Raw genomic sequence first — 12864 nt, forward strand, 5'->3', positions numbered from 1 at the left:
GTCTACCTCCTAGCCGCTTGTTGTAGTTGTCGGGCGCGCTCCGGTTCTTCCTTGAACAAGCGCCCTTGTTCTGTTAAGTTCAGCGTTTCTTTTGCGAATGGGTTGCTAGATTCTGTGTTGCCGCTTGTGTCTTTCGGTGTTGTTTGTCGTAGCTGTTCTTTCACACCTTCGGTCACGGCTTCGTCAAATTTCTCTTTGATCGCCTTGATTGATTTCTTGATTTCGTCGTTGTCGTTTAAAGCAACTAACGAATCAGCGAATGAATTGGGTAAACCGTTATCTTTCAAATCGCTTTGCACCTCGTTGTACAGTTGCTTGCGATTCAATTCATTTTCACGGTTTTCTAGTTTTTCAAGCCGTTCTTTGTACTCGGCTTCCTTCTTTTCTTTCTCATTCATTTGCGCGTATTCTTCGCCTTGCTCTCTGGCTTGCTGTTCAATGCGCTCTTTCTCTTTGTCGAACTCGCGTTGTTTCTTTTCAAGGGCGCTTTCTACCGCTTTAGAAATGGCGCTATCAAGTTCTGACTGGCTATAGAATATTTCCCCTTTCCCTTGTCCACTGTCGCCTTGTGCGCCTTTCTGGTCGTCTTGTTGCCCTTGTCCTTGATCTCCTTGCCCTTGATCGCCTTGATCTCCCTGGTTTCCTTCATTGAAAAATTGGAGGTCCATAGGAAAATATCGTTTATTTTTTAGCATTGTTTTGTTCGCTCCTATCCCTCGCACGTAACGCCGCGCCCACATTTCTGACATAAAAAAAGACCCCGCCCACACGCTTTAGCGTCCGTTCAGTGTCTTTTCGCCTGCCGTTATGTGATTGTTTCGCTACCCGCGAAGTATTCGTCGTCATGTAGCTTTTAACGCCTTCAACATGGGTTGGGCGTGGAATTAATCTAATTCGTACAAATCAATGATTGTCTTTATTGCGTTTACCGTTTCCGCGTCAATTTCAACTTCACCAACCGAAAAGTCAAAAGATGCAGTTGGTAATTCGTCTTTAGAGAAATCTATTTTTATATGCTGTAGAGCAGGTATTTCGTAGCCATCTACCAAAAAATCATAATCACGCATTTCAGTGATATTATTATTCTTTACTTTCTCTTTTCCGCGTTCGTTCAATTTAATTTCTAATTTCGGCAATCCGTACATTCATTTCATCCTTTCGTGATAGATGCACCCGAAATCTTTTGTTGTTTCAAATACAGGCGTTTTGTTGTGATTGCATAAGCCGTTCTTTCGCTTTTCTTCGATGAAGTATTTGCAGGTTTTGCATCGTTTCATAGAATCGCCGCCTTTATTCGTCTGGAATGATCGGGGCTGTACTGCATCGGCAATTAGGATGAAATACTGGGGCATTTACACCTATTTGCATGTCACTAACTTCATAAATCTCGCCATCATGTTCGGCGCAATCCTCGCAAGCATCTGTTTCGGAAACGATGTCATAGTGTGTCATCCCTGCTTGCTCATATGAACGCTTTTGCGTTTGGATTTGCACCCTGGCTGTTTCCGTTCGCATGATGCGCTCGGTATTATAAACGCTGTTGCCGATCTCGCGGCGCATGTTTTGCGCTAACTCGCGAGGTCCTGCACCCTGGGTAATTTGTCGGCGTAATTGCGTATTTAAGTTTTGAACTAAAATATCCCTGTTATCCCATATCCGATCACTGAATAATTCGCCGTGAAACTGGTATCGAACAAGTTCTTCCATTTCTTCCGACGACAATGAAACGGTCATTCCTAAAATTCCCGATTGCCGCCGCGTTTCCGAACGCGCAATTTCTTCAAGTCGATCTGTTACGTCAATTTCGCTCAATCCATGCGCCCGCGCTGTTTCCAGGTCGGCATACTTTTGCATAAGTTGCAGGCGTGAAACTCTCATTTGCGTGTTGTATTGTCGCATTTCGGCATTCGCACGATCTGAAAAATTTCCTTCTGCGACGTATTCCTGCGCCTTGTCCTCAAATTGCCTTATATCCGTTTGATCGACGGTTTTTTGTGCTTCCGACAAGGTGAAGCCCTCATCGCTAGCGTACTTCGAATACAAGCGCGTAATTTCTTTGTCTGCTTCGTCGGACGCTTCTTCGAAATGCTGTGTGATGCCTTCCAAGACTTCATCATCCCGCAAGGCTTCCATTTCGGATTGCTCACGTTCGCGCTCTGCCCAGTATCGTTGTGAGTTAGGCATTTCCTTAATCCCCTTCGCCGTTGCCGCCTACATAATCGCGGTTAGGGTTCATGCCTGCTTGCCCGATGCGTTCTTCATTCAAGCGTTCGATTTCCGCTTCTGGATTTTCGACGAAAGAAAGTAATGAAAGCATTGTTTCCTCGGACAACTGCCCGCCTAAATCGGTAAATAAATCAACTTCGTTTGCTACGTCTTTTGGCAGGTTTGGCGTGAACTGTATGCTTAATCCGTCCATATTCCCGCCTGACAGTTCGCGTGAAGTGTTCATCACATTTGCAAGAAGCCTGTATCGGTTCGACAATGCCCGCTTGAATAAGCGCTCTTTTATGGCTCTCACTTGCTCCAATCCGAATAGCTTGTACTTCATAGATTCGCCTGATTCCTGCCCTGAAAAGTTTGTATCGTTCATGTCAGGCGTGTTGGTGAACTTGTGTATATCTGTCTGCAATCGGTCCTTGTAACTTTCTGAGCCGCTAACGTCATACTGCTTGTATATATAATCAGCGTCGGCGCTACCTTCTCGCCCTTCGCTGTCTTGTTCTGTTTTCAAGAAAAGGATGTTTGATTTTTTCATTTCGGCTGTTTGCTCGCTCGTCAAGTCTAGGTTTCCCTTGATTACTAACATGGCATCGTTTAAATCGCTCATGTAGTTCGCTGTGTCTGATTGCGCCGCGTCGTACAGGTCGATCAAGTTTAAGACATTCTCATAATCGCCTTGTCTAAAACGATTGTTGCTGTATTCGTTGATCGGAATGCCCCCGAAATAATGCGTTTCCCTGCCTGTTTCTTCAAGGGTAATTACTGTTTCATCGCGGCTTTCATAACGAATGATTTCACTATCCGTATATATTTCCACCTTTAACGGCGCGTTGGCTATCATGTCGTTCTTATGATACCTTGCCGCCGCTATCGGTTTGTGTTCGACGGTATCATCGTAAATGACAAACGTATTTAACGGCGATGAAATAGCGATACGGTTTTCATCCCTGCTGTTCCTGTACAGCAACTCATACGCCCGCCCATAAATGGACAAGTCAAGTACTAAATCACTGTTGATAGCATCGGCGTCGTTCAGTTTGTTGATCTCGCGTATCGCTTCTTGTACGTTCTCATCTTCGTGCTGTACAGTGATTGGATTTCCTGCAAGATAGCCTGTTATGAACTGGCTAACATATTTTGCGTAGTTATGCGTTGCCCTGTAATCAGCTTTATGATCTTCTGCCTGATGCCGTTCGCGGTCATTCAAAATCATTGTATTGTCGCCTAAATAATAATCGTCCAATTCATCTAAGCGCGGTCTTTGCTCGCTCATATGATGCTGTATCATGTCTTGTAAATCCTGCATGCTTTCAAGTAATGATTGTGCAGGTGACGTTTCCCCTTCTTCATATCTATAATGATCGTTAGCCGATTTCGGAAAGCGCCGCCCTTTGTGTTTCGTGAGCGTTACCATACCGCACCTCCTTTACACTATCCGTTTTAATGATTATTTCTTTATATAAATGTAAACTTCTTTTGTTGACTCATCTTCATGAGATTCTGGCGGCATATAAACACCTCTTTTTACAATCCTAGGTTTTTGATCGCGCCGATGGTTTCTTTTACATTTGCCTTGCTTTTGTCTAAGTGGTATCGCTCCATGCTGTACCTAAGAGCGTCGATAATGTGATTGTTTTCGTCTATGGGCTGATTAAGCCAGTTGCCCTCTTTGTCTTGATCGAAAATGTACGTATTAAATTCTTCTGCCGTCCGTACACAAGACGGATGAATATATATTTTGAAGCCTTGAAGGAACTGAATGCCGTGTCTGATGCTGTCTGGCTTCTTTACGGCTTTGTGAATCCTTCTAACGCCTTTTCTGCGTAATTCTTCTATCGTTCGGGGGTCTGAGTTGTCGGCTGTAATGGAAGCCTTCATGAACCCTTTTGATTGAACCATGTTGTATATATCGTCAGTGAGCATTCCCACTTCGTAATGTTCGTCATAAATCCATATTTCCTTATTCTCCAAATCGACGGCGCTTGCTACAATCGTTGTCGGGTCGTTTGTGAAGCCGAAATCCATTCCCTGTGTTGTTTCTTGGATTTCCTTAATCTTTTCTTCGATGTCGAAATCTTTAACCTCGAAATTCTCAAATACAAGCCCCTCTGCAACGCCCCACTCGCCATCACAAACAATTCGAGCGCGTCTGGGATTTGTCCTGTACAAATCCTCATAACGCGCCCTGTCCACATCATCAAGCCATTCGTTCACACGGAACGTTGTCGTAATGGCGAATGTGTCATTCTCTCTGGTTTCTTCATCGAAAAACATAGGCTTTAAAAAGTGCCGTTCGCTCCAAGGGTTAAAGGTAAGCGTGATTTGCTTGAAAAAATCAGGGCTGTCATAACTGCCGCGAATGGATTCCACAACAGTACGCAATTTGTCAGGGCTTTCTAACTGGTAGGCTTCCTCTATCCACAACCATGTTAATAAACCTACTTCGACGGTGATAGATGTGATTTTCAGTTCATCATCCAATCCACGAAATAGGATTTTTTGTCCTGTTGGTTTGTACGTTATTTCGGGTAGCGACTCATTGAAGCTGAATAAATTAGAAACGCCCATGCGGTTAGCCGCCCACTTCAAATCAGTGAACGTGCTTTGCTTGTTCGTGTTGGAATACCTGCGAATGACAAGCAAATTTGCCCACGGATATTTCATGATTCGATAGATAAAATTAAGGGCTGTATTCTTTGATTTCTTCGAGCCACGCGATCCTTTAACCGCGCGATAAAACTGCTTGTTGTGCCAGTGTAATTGTCAACTCAAAATCCGGCCAAATGTTCATTGAATTTCCGTCCAATCGTGAACTCTTTCACAATTTTTTTAGCCGAAAAAATGAAGCAAAATCTTCTGTGTTGATCAGCTTGTTGGTAGGTCAAAAGACCTGTTTGCAGCCAGCCGTTAGAATCGCATGCCTTTGAATGTTTTTATCCTACGTCTGTATTCAGTTGTCAAAGAACAGTGAATCAAAACCCTTTACGCTACCCGTTTGCCATAGCGAGGATCGTTACGAGCCTCGAATGGTTATCATCGCTTTTAGCTTTCTTTAGATGCCATTCCTCCTTCGTCTTCGTCGACCGGGATTACTGCTGAACGTCGTCCGCATCCTGGGTGCCCAGCCACTCTTTGGTCTCTTTCATGCGATAAGAGCTCCCATTCATATTGACAATATGCGCTTGATGCGTGAGGCGATCAATCATCGCCGCGGTCATGACCTCATCCTGAAAGATTTCCCCCCAACGTTCAAAAGAGAGATTCGTCGTGATAATCGTCGATTTGCGCCCTGCCCGGAGGGAGAGATGAGTGAAGAGTTGTTCTGCGCCTTCTTTATCAAAGGAGATATAACCCATCTCATCGGCGATCACCAGATCATATTTCTCGAATCGGCTTTGAAAATTTCGAAGGGTTTTCTCCGCCCGTGTTTCCTTGATTTGGTTGACAAGAATCGGCACCGTCGTAAACCATACTTTAAACCCTTCCAAACAAGCTTTCATTCCCAAGCCGATCGCCATGTGCGACTTTCCCGTTCCGGCATTCCCGGCAAAAATGGCATTCCGTCCTTCGCGGATAAAATCCAGGCTTTTCAAGGTATTGAGCTTTTTCTGGGCATCTTCGGGCAAGTCTTGAACCGAAAGATCCTCCAAGTATTTTTTCTGATTGAATTCAGCCCGGCGGATGCGGTTATATCGGGCCGATTCCCGCCGGGCATCTTGTTCTTTTTGTAGGAGTTGAGCTAGAAAGGCTTCGTAGCTGATGTCTTGCATACTGGCTTCTGACGCGTGCTCAGCCACATGTCTGCGAATCATGGGTAGCTTTAATTCTTTCGCGTATGATTGAACATCCGCGTGCCATTCTTCTTGGGTTTTAATGGTCAATGAATCCCCTCCTTTGTGGCTGTCATTTGAAATAACTGATCATAATCACTCATCTGGTTTCTGGCCTGTTCGGCAATAGCTTCCGTATCCTGAGACGACGGCGGCGTGATCGGCTGTTCGTTGTTTCTGGCACATATCGCTTTGATTTTATCGGTGGTCACGTGTTTTGGATGCATCGCCTCCAGTTGGTCGATGGCGGCTAAGACGGTGTCGAAATCGCCCTCGTCCCGCAAGTAGTGACAAAGCGCTATGAAATCCCGCTCCCTTCCTGTATAATGGGTCTCGTAAATAGCTTTGATTTTTTGATCCGCCTGGTGCAGGGCTAAGCTTCCCCCCAATGCACCGGGCTTTTTTCGTAAGGTCTCCAAGACGTGGGAGAGTTGAAGATTCCACCGATGGTGGCCACTGAGCCGTTCATGATTCGCGATACACGCCTCGTTGTAAAAGCAACGGATACGCTCCGCGTACACTTTCACCATGATCATTTCACCGACCAAATGATCAGGCACCGAATAACGGTTTTGCTCAATCACCACGGTCGCGTATTTATCCACGCGAGCGTACTTCACACGAGCCGCATCCCATTTCGGCGGTGCTTCTAAAAGGTGCTCACGTTCTTGCTCAAGGCGCTGTGTGGGCGTTTGACCTTCGTATTGGCTCATAGATTTCTGATTGAGTTTTTCCGAACATACCCCCTCGAGAAAGTGGTTCGCTTCTTCTAAACTCTCAAAGGTGTCTTTGATGGCGAATGCCTTGCGCCGAACGACGTCCACGCTGCGTTCCACATGGCCCTTTTCATTGCCGCGGCGGATATTACAGAACCGGTGTTGAAACCCGTAATACACCATCAGTTGCATCAGGCCTTCTGTGGGCCCTTTTTCCCCGGCCAGACCTCTAACAGCGACGCGCATGTTGTCATAGGTGAGTGTGGTATGAACGCCGCCGACATGGGCAAAGAAACGCGCGTGTGCTTCTTGGAAGCACTCCGTCGTTTGCTTGGGGAACAGACACGCCCACCGATAATTCCCATACGCCGATGTGAAGACGGCCATTTGGAACGGCTGTAGTCGTCCGTCCACCGTTATTTTTACCTCCCCCCAATCAAATTCACAAACATCTCCGGGCATGTACGTTTCTTTAATAAATGCCTCCTTGGCTCTGTGTTCCAACTGTCGAACCAACCGACGGACCGTACTGTAACTAATGTCCAGCTCTTCATCTTCTAAAACCTCATACATGTCCATGACTGTTTTTTGTTGTTTCTTCTGCCCCTTTTGGCGCTTATCCCGATTTTCCTCAAGGAAAGTAAGGATTCGTTGTTCAATCTCCGGTGTGAGTTTACGTTTAGGGCGAGAACCGGTGGTGTACGTCGGCTTCTCTGTTAAGGCTTCGATCAGCGCCTCGACATCGACATCTTCGCCTCCTTCCATGAGTTGGTTACGCTTCTGTTCGTATTCCTTGACGTATTTACTAACTGTTTCCCGGTGGGTCCCTATATCTCGGGCAATTTTTCGTATCGATTCCCCCTCGTGCATATACTTCATTAATGTTTGGTACTTTTGGCTCATGGTGATCATCTCTCCTGCCCCCACTTGTATGTATGACACAAGTGAGATTTTCGATCGTACTGGCCGGATTTTCAATGAACATGGTGGCCTATTTTTAAGTTATCAAATACATGCCAGAAAGCGTTATACCCTTCGCCTATGAAATCTTTGATAGACATATCTTGCGTTTTAGTCATCTTGTGGCACATCCTCAATAAATCGCGGCGTTACGTCCTCGACCGTATGATCTTGCTTGTCGCGCCACGTTGAAGCCTTTCTGTTTTTCAGCCAGAAAATAGCCATTGTCGGATTAGGGGGATGCCACTTTTTAACCGTTACAACATCACCTTTGTTGGTGACGGATTCTTCTTCCTGGTAGTAGCCTCTCGCCGCCTTGTGCATGGCGTTTTCGACCTCGTAATCGGCAACCTCTTTGCCCTTTTTAATGGCATCCGAAATGTCAACATGTTTTTTCATCCACTCGTAATAAGTGCTTGTCGTTATCCCCATATTCCTAGCGATTTGCTCGTCGGTAAGACCATCACGCGCCCAACCTTCAAGCAAAACTAATCCTTCATACGTTAGCCATTTATGATATTTTCCTTTTGCCATTTGAAGCACCCCCTTTCCGTCCAATGGACGTTATGTAAGCCATAAAAAAAGCGCCCGATATGGGCGCAAAAAATAATGGAGGTAATACATTGAGAAAGAACACAATGGAGAAAAACCAAATTATGAACGAAACTGACCGAAAGAAAGGGATGAACCACCTATTATGTCCACACTTACATAATATCTGATTTTTGCGGGCTATTTGCACACGGTTTGCACATGATGTGGTTTTAAAATAAAGTCACGACGTTTATAAAAACGTTGCGAAGGTTTATCCGTTTGGATTTGATGATTCCAAAGGGTGTTTTAACGGAAGACACTATGCAACAATCAAGCCATTATATGGCATAAAAGTGGATAATTCTTTTTTCATGGAACATGCTATGGAGAAAAGGAAAGGTGTTTCCATGAAAGGGAATAAGGTCGATAAATTTGTTTTAAGAGGCACGCTGATTATTACAGCAATCAGTTTACCCATTTTGTTGTTAAGAAAGAAAAAGTCAATAAAAGATTGGGTAATTGCTTATTTATTTAATGGAATAACCAATGGGATTATAGATAATGTTCTAGCTTCATACAAAATACTTGAATACCCAGTACGTCATTTCCCGAAATTATTTAACACAAGTTTGTTATTTGATTTTTTTGTATACCCTACATTTACTGTTTTCTTCAATCAATGGACGGATAAAGATAAGCCAAAGATAATCTTATATAAATTACTTTTTTTATTATTACCACTTACTTTATGCGAATGGTTGATAGTAAAGAGAACCAATTTACTCAAATGGCATAAAGGTTGGAAATGGTACTATTCTTTAGTATTCATGACCTTTAAGTCTTTAACAACAAGAGCACTCGTAGGGTTTGTAAGAAAAGTAAGCGATAAACAGAATAGATAGTAAGATAATTAAGTCCTTTTACGCCAGAATCAAGGCGCTTTGTTGAAAATCACATCAGAAAATGATCAATCTTTTTTCTAAATGGATTCATCCTGTTTACGGTATGAGGACTTGTGAGGTATTTTTGATTAAACTTTATTTTAAAGATACATATGATTAGCGCCACCCGATTTTTTGAGCCACTAACTGCACAAATTCCGTTCGGTACTTTTGCGCCGTATTTCGGTGCATGTGATTTTCGAGCGCCACGCCTTCCCATGTCTTTTTGTTTCGATTCCAGTACCTTGAATGGACAATCGCCCTATGCTCATCGGAAGATTGCTCATACGAACGATCTATCGCCTGTACGATCTCTTCAAGATTTCGCAAACGCTTATCCGTCGTTAAACGTGTGGCAATGACTTCCGTTGGTCTGTTTGGGTAACGGTATGAGTTTTCCCCTTGTCCTATATTCTCGTCATTATCCCCGCCCGAAATGATCTGTTCGCGCAATTGCATGATTTCCTTCTTTGTTTCACGGTAAGCGTATAATTCGGCTTCAATATGCTTAAATGTTGCAGGCTTCAACTTCTCCCCGATCATTAGAAAAATCCCCTTACATATACTCTTGATTTCTCGAAATGGTCTGCAAAAGCGACCCTTGCACCTGTATGCTTTCCAATGCGGCAAGCGCCGAACGGTGCATTTCCAAGGCTGAATCTCGTTCAAATTTCAAGTCTGCACAACGCCCGCGTGCGACATCGTTGATCAAACTTGCAGGCATTCCCTCATTTCGCAAGTGAATAATTTCTTGATGAAGGGCTATCCTGTATGATCTTTCAGCTTCTGCGCGTTCCTTTGCTAACTTAAAAACTTCTTTGGAAGCCTTGTCTATCCGTTGGCTCGTCGTATACATTTCTTTCGTGATTGATTGAAATTCCATGACAGCAAACCTCTTTCACATCCATACAGTAGCCACGATGAATGTCACAATTGAAGTGATGAAAACGGTTAAGAACTCTTTGTACTTCGCTTTATCTTCCGTTTTGTCTGATGCCAAGTACGCAAAAGAAGACATGATGATGAATAACAGCACAATTTGAAATGCGATAACCATGTAAATCCTCCTGACATAAAAAGAGACACCACCCCACTGTTTTTGTGGAATGATGCCCCTCCGCTTTTTGGTTAAGGCGTTTATTTAATTGACAACCTCTTTTTTAAACCATTTTTTATGGCGTAAATCTTCCAATTCAAACCTGTATTCCCTGCTGTCTACTAACGTGACTCTGTTCATGAAGTAAAGTTTATGTGTTTCCTTGTTTAGCACTAATTGCATAGCTTCATTTACATCAATCTGCCTAAAATTTATCTTTTCTTCGCTCATTATATCCCCCTATATTTTTTGGCTTTCCGTACTTTCTACTCGATCAACTTTGCCGCCAAGCCACACAATATTTTGCTGTCCGTACCCACTTTGCGGCTTGTTTACTTTCGTAACCTTTCCATTCTTGACTACGTATAGACTATCCTCGGAACAATCTATTTCCGCTTTCATGCTCTCTACATTCGTTTTCATGTAATCCCCCAACGGTTTTTTAGTTTCGTCGGTTTTTGAATCCTTCCATGCTTCGTAAATTGCTGGATTGGCTTTGTTTCATGGAATGCTTGACCTGCTCGGCTGTTTCTTGTATGTCAATCATCGTCATTTTCATTGCTTCGTCCTCGGATTTTCCAGTCATGAACGTGACGAATGCGACTAATTCTCTTAATGTCATGTTTTGCATGTTTTTCATGGTATCTACCCTTTCAGTATTCGATGTTGTGTCGATAGTTTCCCAACCGTCTGAAAAGCGTCTTTATCTGTGATTGTCATGCCCTCGTCGCGCGCTTCCTCTTTAATGATGTTCTTTTGCCAGTTGATTTGTGGGTTTCGTTTATTTTTTATCATTCGTTCTCATCCTCTTTTGTGTGTTTTTTGTTGGGTTTATCTCTTATTAATTCTTCTTTTTCAGCGAATAAATCTTCGCCTTTCCCGATATAATTGCCGTCACCGTCATAAAAGACAAATTTATTCTTTCTGCTTGCGCTCATTACTTCCCAAGCCCTAACGTAGCCGCCGCGCTTTTTACCGCCATATTCATACGGTCGTTGTTACTCGGAAATGTACTGTTTCGGTATTCCCTGTAATAGCTTGAAGCCAATGACGCGAATGTAGGTGCAATTTCAAGCAAGGCGGGCGCTACTTTATTCAATTCTTCTTCAATCATTTCCAATTCAATTTGTGTCATGCCGTTAAAATCGCTCATCTTATGTCAAATCCTTTCTGCTAATCTCGAATGTTACCCTGTACGTTTCATTCGTTATCGGGGTTTCTGTTTCCGTGGCAGGAAGAACAACGAAATCAACATCCCTATTAAATTCCACACTGACAACGGACGATTTTCTTTTTTTAACGTGTTTGATTGCTTCGTTTACGCTCATTCTTCTTCCCCTTTCTCACTGACAACCGCCGTCGCGCTTCTTCCTAAATAAACAATTTGAACGTTCCCTTGTTCATCCACCCATCGCAAACGATCATTGCTGTGTTCAATGTCAAAACTTCCTTCGGTGCTGAAAATTTCTTCGCCGCCTTCGGAATAAACGGTGATTTCGCGTTCGATTCCGCCGTCAAATTCGCTTTGAATGGAACTTAACGTTCGTTGAAAACTCTCTGTATTTGTTAGCGGAATTGTAGCGACAATGCCGCCGATAAGCACAACCGCTGCTACACCCAAAAGAACGTAATTTTTCGCTGTTTTCTTGTTGCCGTTTCGAAAACGTTCACCTACTGTTTGTCCTTTGTTTTTCCAGTTCACGAAACCAAAAATACACGCCCCGATAATCGCGATTGCCGCGACCCATAATAATATTATCCATCCCATTTAACCTCCTCCATTTTTCGTGCTGTTTCTAAATAGTCTAGTGGCACTTGTGCGCCTTTTTTAACTTCGTAGGCATGTAACTCCATGGAGTTATATGGGATGCTTTTCCTGCCGCCGTTTGCCGCCTTGTCGAAGTAATCTTTTAATATATCAAGGGGCACGATGAAAACTTCCCCCATATCACGAAACTCCAATAAAAGGAACGCGATTGCGCCATGGTCGCTCACTTTTTGCAAGTGTTTGATTTGATGATCGGATATATTTTTAAGCGGAAAGCTTTTGCCAGTGACGCTCTTTGCTTCAAACGTGATTGATCTTCCTTCGAACGTTCCTGAGAAGTCTACCGTCGATTTGCTTTCATAAAACCCTTTAATCATGCCCTTTTCTGAGCCTAGAACACGTACAGGTGTTGGCAATTTGTCGATAACGGCGACACCTTTTGCGTCGTAATCTTTATTCGCTTGCTGTATGCGTTTTTCGAAGTTCATGCCGCGATTTGCGTAGTTGGTTTGCTTTCGGTATTCTTTCGTTGTCATTCGTTCCTGCTTCATAAGATGCCACCATCCACAAGCAGTATCGCGCTTTTATCTTGACTGTCATTAAAGGCATTTATTAAATCGCTTCGCGTACCAATTTCCACGTTCAAGAACATGTTCAGCGCTTCGTTGCGCGTCCTTTCTTTGTCGGGATGATGTTTGCCCCCTGACATATTTTCAAAGATGGTAGACGCGCGCTCTGTGTCCTCTGCACGTATAAGAGCGAAGAAGGGTTCGTTAAACTCGAAGTATTTCATGGT

Annotated in this window: 21 protein-coding genes and 1 pseudogene; 1 reads left to right on the forward strand and 21 read right to left on the reverse strand. The window is 43.6% G+C overall.

Features of this window, described 5'->3' with window-relative positions; all coding sequences use genetic code 11:
- Positions 1-2 precede the first annotated feature (2 nt).
- The 8 genes and pseudogenes from EPH95_RS02730 to EPH95_RS02765 form a co-directional block, all read right to left on the reverse strand.
- On the reverse strand, positions 3-668 hold the full coding sequence (locus EPH95_RS02730; protein ID WP_160141561.1) for a capsid assembly scaffolding protein Gp46 family protein: 666 nt from the start codon (positions 666-668) through the stop codon (positions 3-5).
- Positions 669-884: 216 nt separating this feature from the next.
- Positions 885-1136 (reverse strand): hypothetical protein, encoded by a 252-nt coding sequence (locus EPH95_RS02735; RefSeq protein ID WP_160141562.1) that lies wholly within the window; start codon positions 1134-1136, stop codon positions 885-887.
- Between the two features lie 154 nt (positions 1137-1290).
- Positions 1291-2184 (reverse strand): minor capsid protein, encoded by an 894-nt coding sequence (locus EPH95_RS02740; protein ID WP_142087131.1) that lies wholly within the window; start codon positions 2182-2184, stop codon positions 1291-1293.
- A gap of 4 nt (positions 2185-2188) precedes the next feature.
- Positions 2189-3637 (reverse strand): phage portal protein, encoded by a 1449-nt coding sequence (locus EPH95_RS02745; protein WP_142087133.1) that lies wholly within the window; start codon positions 3635-3637, stop codon positions 2189-2191.
- A 110-nt stretch (positions 3638-3747) separates the two neighbouring features.
- Positions 3748-4977, reverse strand: a pseudogene (locus tag EPH95_RS02750) (PBSX family phage terminase large subunit); the annotation flags it as partial.
- A 335-nt stretch (positions 4978-5312) separates the two neighbouring features.
- Positions 5313-6104 (reverse strand): IS21-like element helper ATPase IstB, encoded by a 792-nt coding sequence (gene istB / locus EPH95_RS02755; RefSeq protein ID WP_142087135.1) that lies wholly within the window; start codon positions 6102-6104, stop codon positions 5313-5315.
- Positions 6101-7681: an IS21 family transposase gene (gene istA, locus EPH95_RS02760; RefSeq protein WP_142087137.1), complete on the reverse strand. Its 1581-nt coding sequence runs from the start codon at positions 7679-7681 to the stop codon at positions 6101-6103. Before istA ends, istB begins: the two co-directional genes overlap by 4 nt.
- Positions 7682-7840: 159 nt before the next feature.
- A complete protein-coding gene (locus EPH95_RS02765) occupies positions 7841-8263 on the reverse strand; it encodes a helix-turn-helix domain-containing protein (RefSeq protein WP_142087139.1) in 423 nt (140 codons plus the stop codon).
- Between the two features lie 371 nt (positions 8264-8634).
- Between EPH95_RS02765 and EPH95_RS02770 the strand changes: the two genes are divergently transcribed.
- Positions 8635-9165, forward strand: a complete 531-nt coding sequence (locus EPH95_RS02770) for a CBO0543 family protein (RefSeq protein ID WP_142087140.1) — start codon at positions 8635-8637, stop codon at positions 9163-9165.
- Positions 9166-9321: 156 nt separating this feature from the next.
- Here EPH95_RS02770 and EPH95_RS02775 read toward each other — a convergent pair whose 3' ends face one another.
- The 13 genes from EPH95_RS02775 to EPH95_RS02815 form a co-directional block, all read right to left on the reverse strand.
- Positions 9322-9747 (reverse strand): DUF722 domain-containing protein, encoded by a 426-nt coding sequence (locus tag EPH95_RS02775; RefSeq protein ID WP_142087142.1) that lies wholly within the window; start codon positions 9745-9747, stop codon positions 9322-9324.
- Between the two features lie 13 nt (positions 9748-9760).
- A complete protein-coding gene (locus tag EPH95_RS02780; protein WP_142087144.1) occupies positions 9761-10087 on the reverse strand; it encodes a hypothetical protein in 327 nt (108 codons plus the stop codon).
- Between the two features lie 15 nt (positions 10088-10102).
- On the reverse strand, positions 10103-10261 hold the full coding sequence (locus EPH95_RS18585; RefSeq protein WP_160141563.1) for a hypothetical protein: 159 nt from the start codon (positions 10259-10261) through the stop codon (positions 10103-10105).
- An 84-nt stretch (positions 10262-10345) separates the two neighbouring features.
- Complete coding sequence (locus EPH95_RS02785; RefSeq protein WP_142087146.1) at positions 10346-10531, reverse strand: hypothetical protein; 186 nt, start codon at positions 10529-10531, stop codon at positions 10346-10348.
- Positions 10532-10540: 9 nt separating this feature from the next.
- Complete coding sequence (locus EPH95_RS02790) at positions 10541-10723, reverse strand: DUF3954 domain-containing protein (RefSeq protein ID WP_227004025.1); 183 nt, start codon at positions 10721-10723, stop codon at positions 10541-10543.
- A 19-nt stretch (positions 10724-10742) separates the two neighbouring features.
- Positions 10743-10940: a hypothetical protein gene (locus tag EPH95_RS02795; RefSeq protein WP_142087148.1), complete on the reverse strand. Its 198-nt coding sequence runs from the start codon at positions 10938-10940 to the stop codon at positions 10743-10745.
- A 5-nt stretch (positions 10941-10945) separates the two neighbouring features.
- The gene (locus EPH95_RS18590) at positions 10946-11095 is read right to left on the reverse strand and encodes a hypothetical protein (protein WP_160141564.1); all 150 of its coding nucleotides are present in this window, start codon (positions 11093-11095) and stop codon (positions 10946-10948) included.
- Positions 11092-11238, reverse strand: coding sequence for a hypothetical protein (locus EPH95_RS18595; protein ID WP_160141565.1), 147 nt, complete (start codon positions 11236-11238; stop codon positions 11092-11094). The genes EPH95_RS18590 and EPH95_RS18595 overlap by 4 nt, the downstream gene beginning before the upstream one ends.
- Positions 11238-11453 (reverse strand): hypothetical protein, encoded by a 216-nt coding sequence (locus tag EPH95_RS02800; RefSeq protein ID WP_142087150.1) that lies wholly within the window; start codon positions 11451-11453, stop codon positions 11238-11240. The genes EPH95_RS18595 and EPH95_RS02800 overlap by 1 nt, the downstream gene beginning before the upstream one ends.
- A gap of 1 nt (position 11454) precedes the next feature.
- Positions 11455-11628 carry a hypothetical protein gene (locus tag EPH95_RS18600; RefSeq protein ID WP_160141566.1) on the reverse strand — a complete coding sequence of 58 codons (174 nt, stop codon included), beginning with the start codon at positions 11626-11628 and terminating at the stop codon, positions 11455-11457.
- A complete protein-coding gene (locus EPH95_RS02805) occupies positions 11625-12068 on the reverse strand; it encodes a hypothetical protein (protein ID WP_142087152.1) in 444 nt (147 codons plus the stop codon). Before EPH95_RS02805 ends, EPH95_RS18600 begins: the two co-directional genes overlap by 4 nt.
- Positions 12056-12619: a Holliday junction resolvase RecU gene (locus tag EPH95_RS02810; RefSeq protein ID WP_227004026.1), complete on the reverse strand. Its 564-nt coding sequence runs from the start codon at positions 12617-12619 to the stop codon at positions 12056-12058. The genes EPH95_RS02805 and EPH95_RS02810 overlap by 13 nt, the downstream gene beginning before the upstream one ends.
- Entirely contained in the window at positions 12616-12861 is a 246-nt protein-coding gene (locus tag EPH95_RS02815; protein WP_142087154.1) for a hypothetical protein, read from the reverse strand. The genes EPH95_RS02810 and EPH95_RS02815 overlap by 4 nt, the downstream gene beginning before the upstream one ends.
- Positions 12862-12864 lie beyond the last annotated feature (3 nt).

This window comes from Salicibibacter halophilus (assembly GCF_006740705.1).
GTDB lineage: Bacteria > Bacillota > Bacilli > Bacillales > Marinococcaceae > Salicibibacter > Salicibibacter halophilus.

What these genes read in the sequence shown, in the direction of transcription:
- EPH95_RS18595 (WP_160141565.1), bottom strand. Translation starts at nt 11,238, where the DNA reads ATGAGCGCAAGCAGAAAGAATAAATTTGTCTTTTATGACGGTGACGGC.
- EPH95_RS02785 (WP_142087146.1), bottom strand. Translation starts at nt 10,531, where the DNA reads ATGAGCGAAGAAAAGATAAATTTTAGGCAGATTGATGTAAATGAAGCT.
- EPH95_RS02800 (WP_142087150.1), bottom strand. Translation starts at nt 11,453, where the DNA reads ATGAGCGATTTTAACGGCATGACACAAATTGAATTGGAAATGATTGAA.
- EPH95_RS02730 (WP_160141561.1), bottom strand. Translation starts at nt 668, where the DNA reads ATGGACCTCCAATTTTTCAATGAAGGAAACCAGGGAGATCAAGGCGAT.
- EPH95_RS18585 (WP_160141563.1), bottom strand. Translation starts at nt 10,261, where the DNA reads ATGGTTATCGCATTTCAAATTGTGCTGTTATTCATCATCATGTCTTCT.
- EPH95_RS02780 (WP_142087144.1), bottom strand. Translation starts at nt 10,087, where the DNA reads ATGGAATTTCAATCAATCACGAAAGAAATGTATACGACGAGCCAACGG.
- EPH95_RS02740 (WP_142087131.1), bottom strand. Translation starts at nt 2,184, where the DNA reads ATGCCTAACTCACAACGATACTGGGCAGAGCGCGAACGTGAGCAATCC.
- istA (WP_142087137.1), bottom strand. Translation starts at nt 7,681, where the DNA reads ATGATCACCATGAGCCAAAAGTACCAAACATTAATGAAGTATATGCAC.
- EPH95_RS02775 (WP_142087142.1), bottom strand. Translation starts at nt 9,747, where the DNA reads ATGATCGGGGAGAAGTTGAAGCCTGCAACATTTAAGCATATTGAAGCC.
- EPH95_RS18600 (WP_160141566.1), bottom strand. Translation starts at nt 11,628, where the DNA reads ATGAGCGTAAACGAAGCAATCAAACACGTTAAAAAAAGAAAATCGTCC.
- EPH95_RS18590 (WP_160141564.1), bottom strand. Translation starts at nt 11,095, where the DNA reads ATGATAAAAAATAAACGAAACCCACAAATCAACTGGCAAAAGAACATC.
- EPH95_RS02815 (WP_142087154.1), bottom strand. Translation starts at nt 12,861, where the DNA reads ATGAAATACTTCGAGTTTAACGAACCCTTCTTCGCTCTTATACGTGCA.
- EPH95_RS02765 (WP_142087139.1), bottom strand. Translation starts at nt 8,263, where the DNA reads ATGGCAAAAGGAAAATATCATAAATGGCTAACGTATGAAGGATTAGTT.
- EPH95_RS02795 (WP_142087148.1), bottom strand. Translation starts at nt 10,940, where the DNA reads ATGAAAAACATGCAAAACATGACATTAAGAGAATTAGTCGCATTCGTC.
- EPH95_RS02805 (WP_142087152.1), bottom strand. Translation starts at nt 12,068, where the DNA reads ATGGGATGGATAATATTATTATGGGTCGCGGCAATCGCGATTATCGGG.
- EPH95_RS02790 (WP_227004025.1), bottom strand. Translation starts at nt 10,723, where the DNA reads ATGAAAACGAATGTAGAGAGCATGAAAGCGGAAATAGATTGTTCCGAG.
- EPH95_RS02810 (WP_227004026.1), bottom strand. Translation starts at nt 12,619, where the DNA reads ATGAAGCAGGAACGAATGACAACGAAAGAATACCGAAAGCAAACCAAC.
- EPH95_RS02770 (WP_142087140.1), top strand. Translation starts at nt 8,635, where the DNA reads ATGGAACATGCTATGGAGAAAAGGAAAGGTGTTTCCATGAAAGGGAAT.
- EPH95_RS02745 (WP_142087133.1), bottom strand. Translation starts at nt 3,637, where the DNA reads ATGGTAACGCTCACGAAACACAAAGGGCGGCGCTTTCCGAAATCGGCT.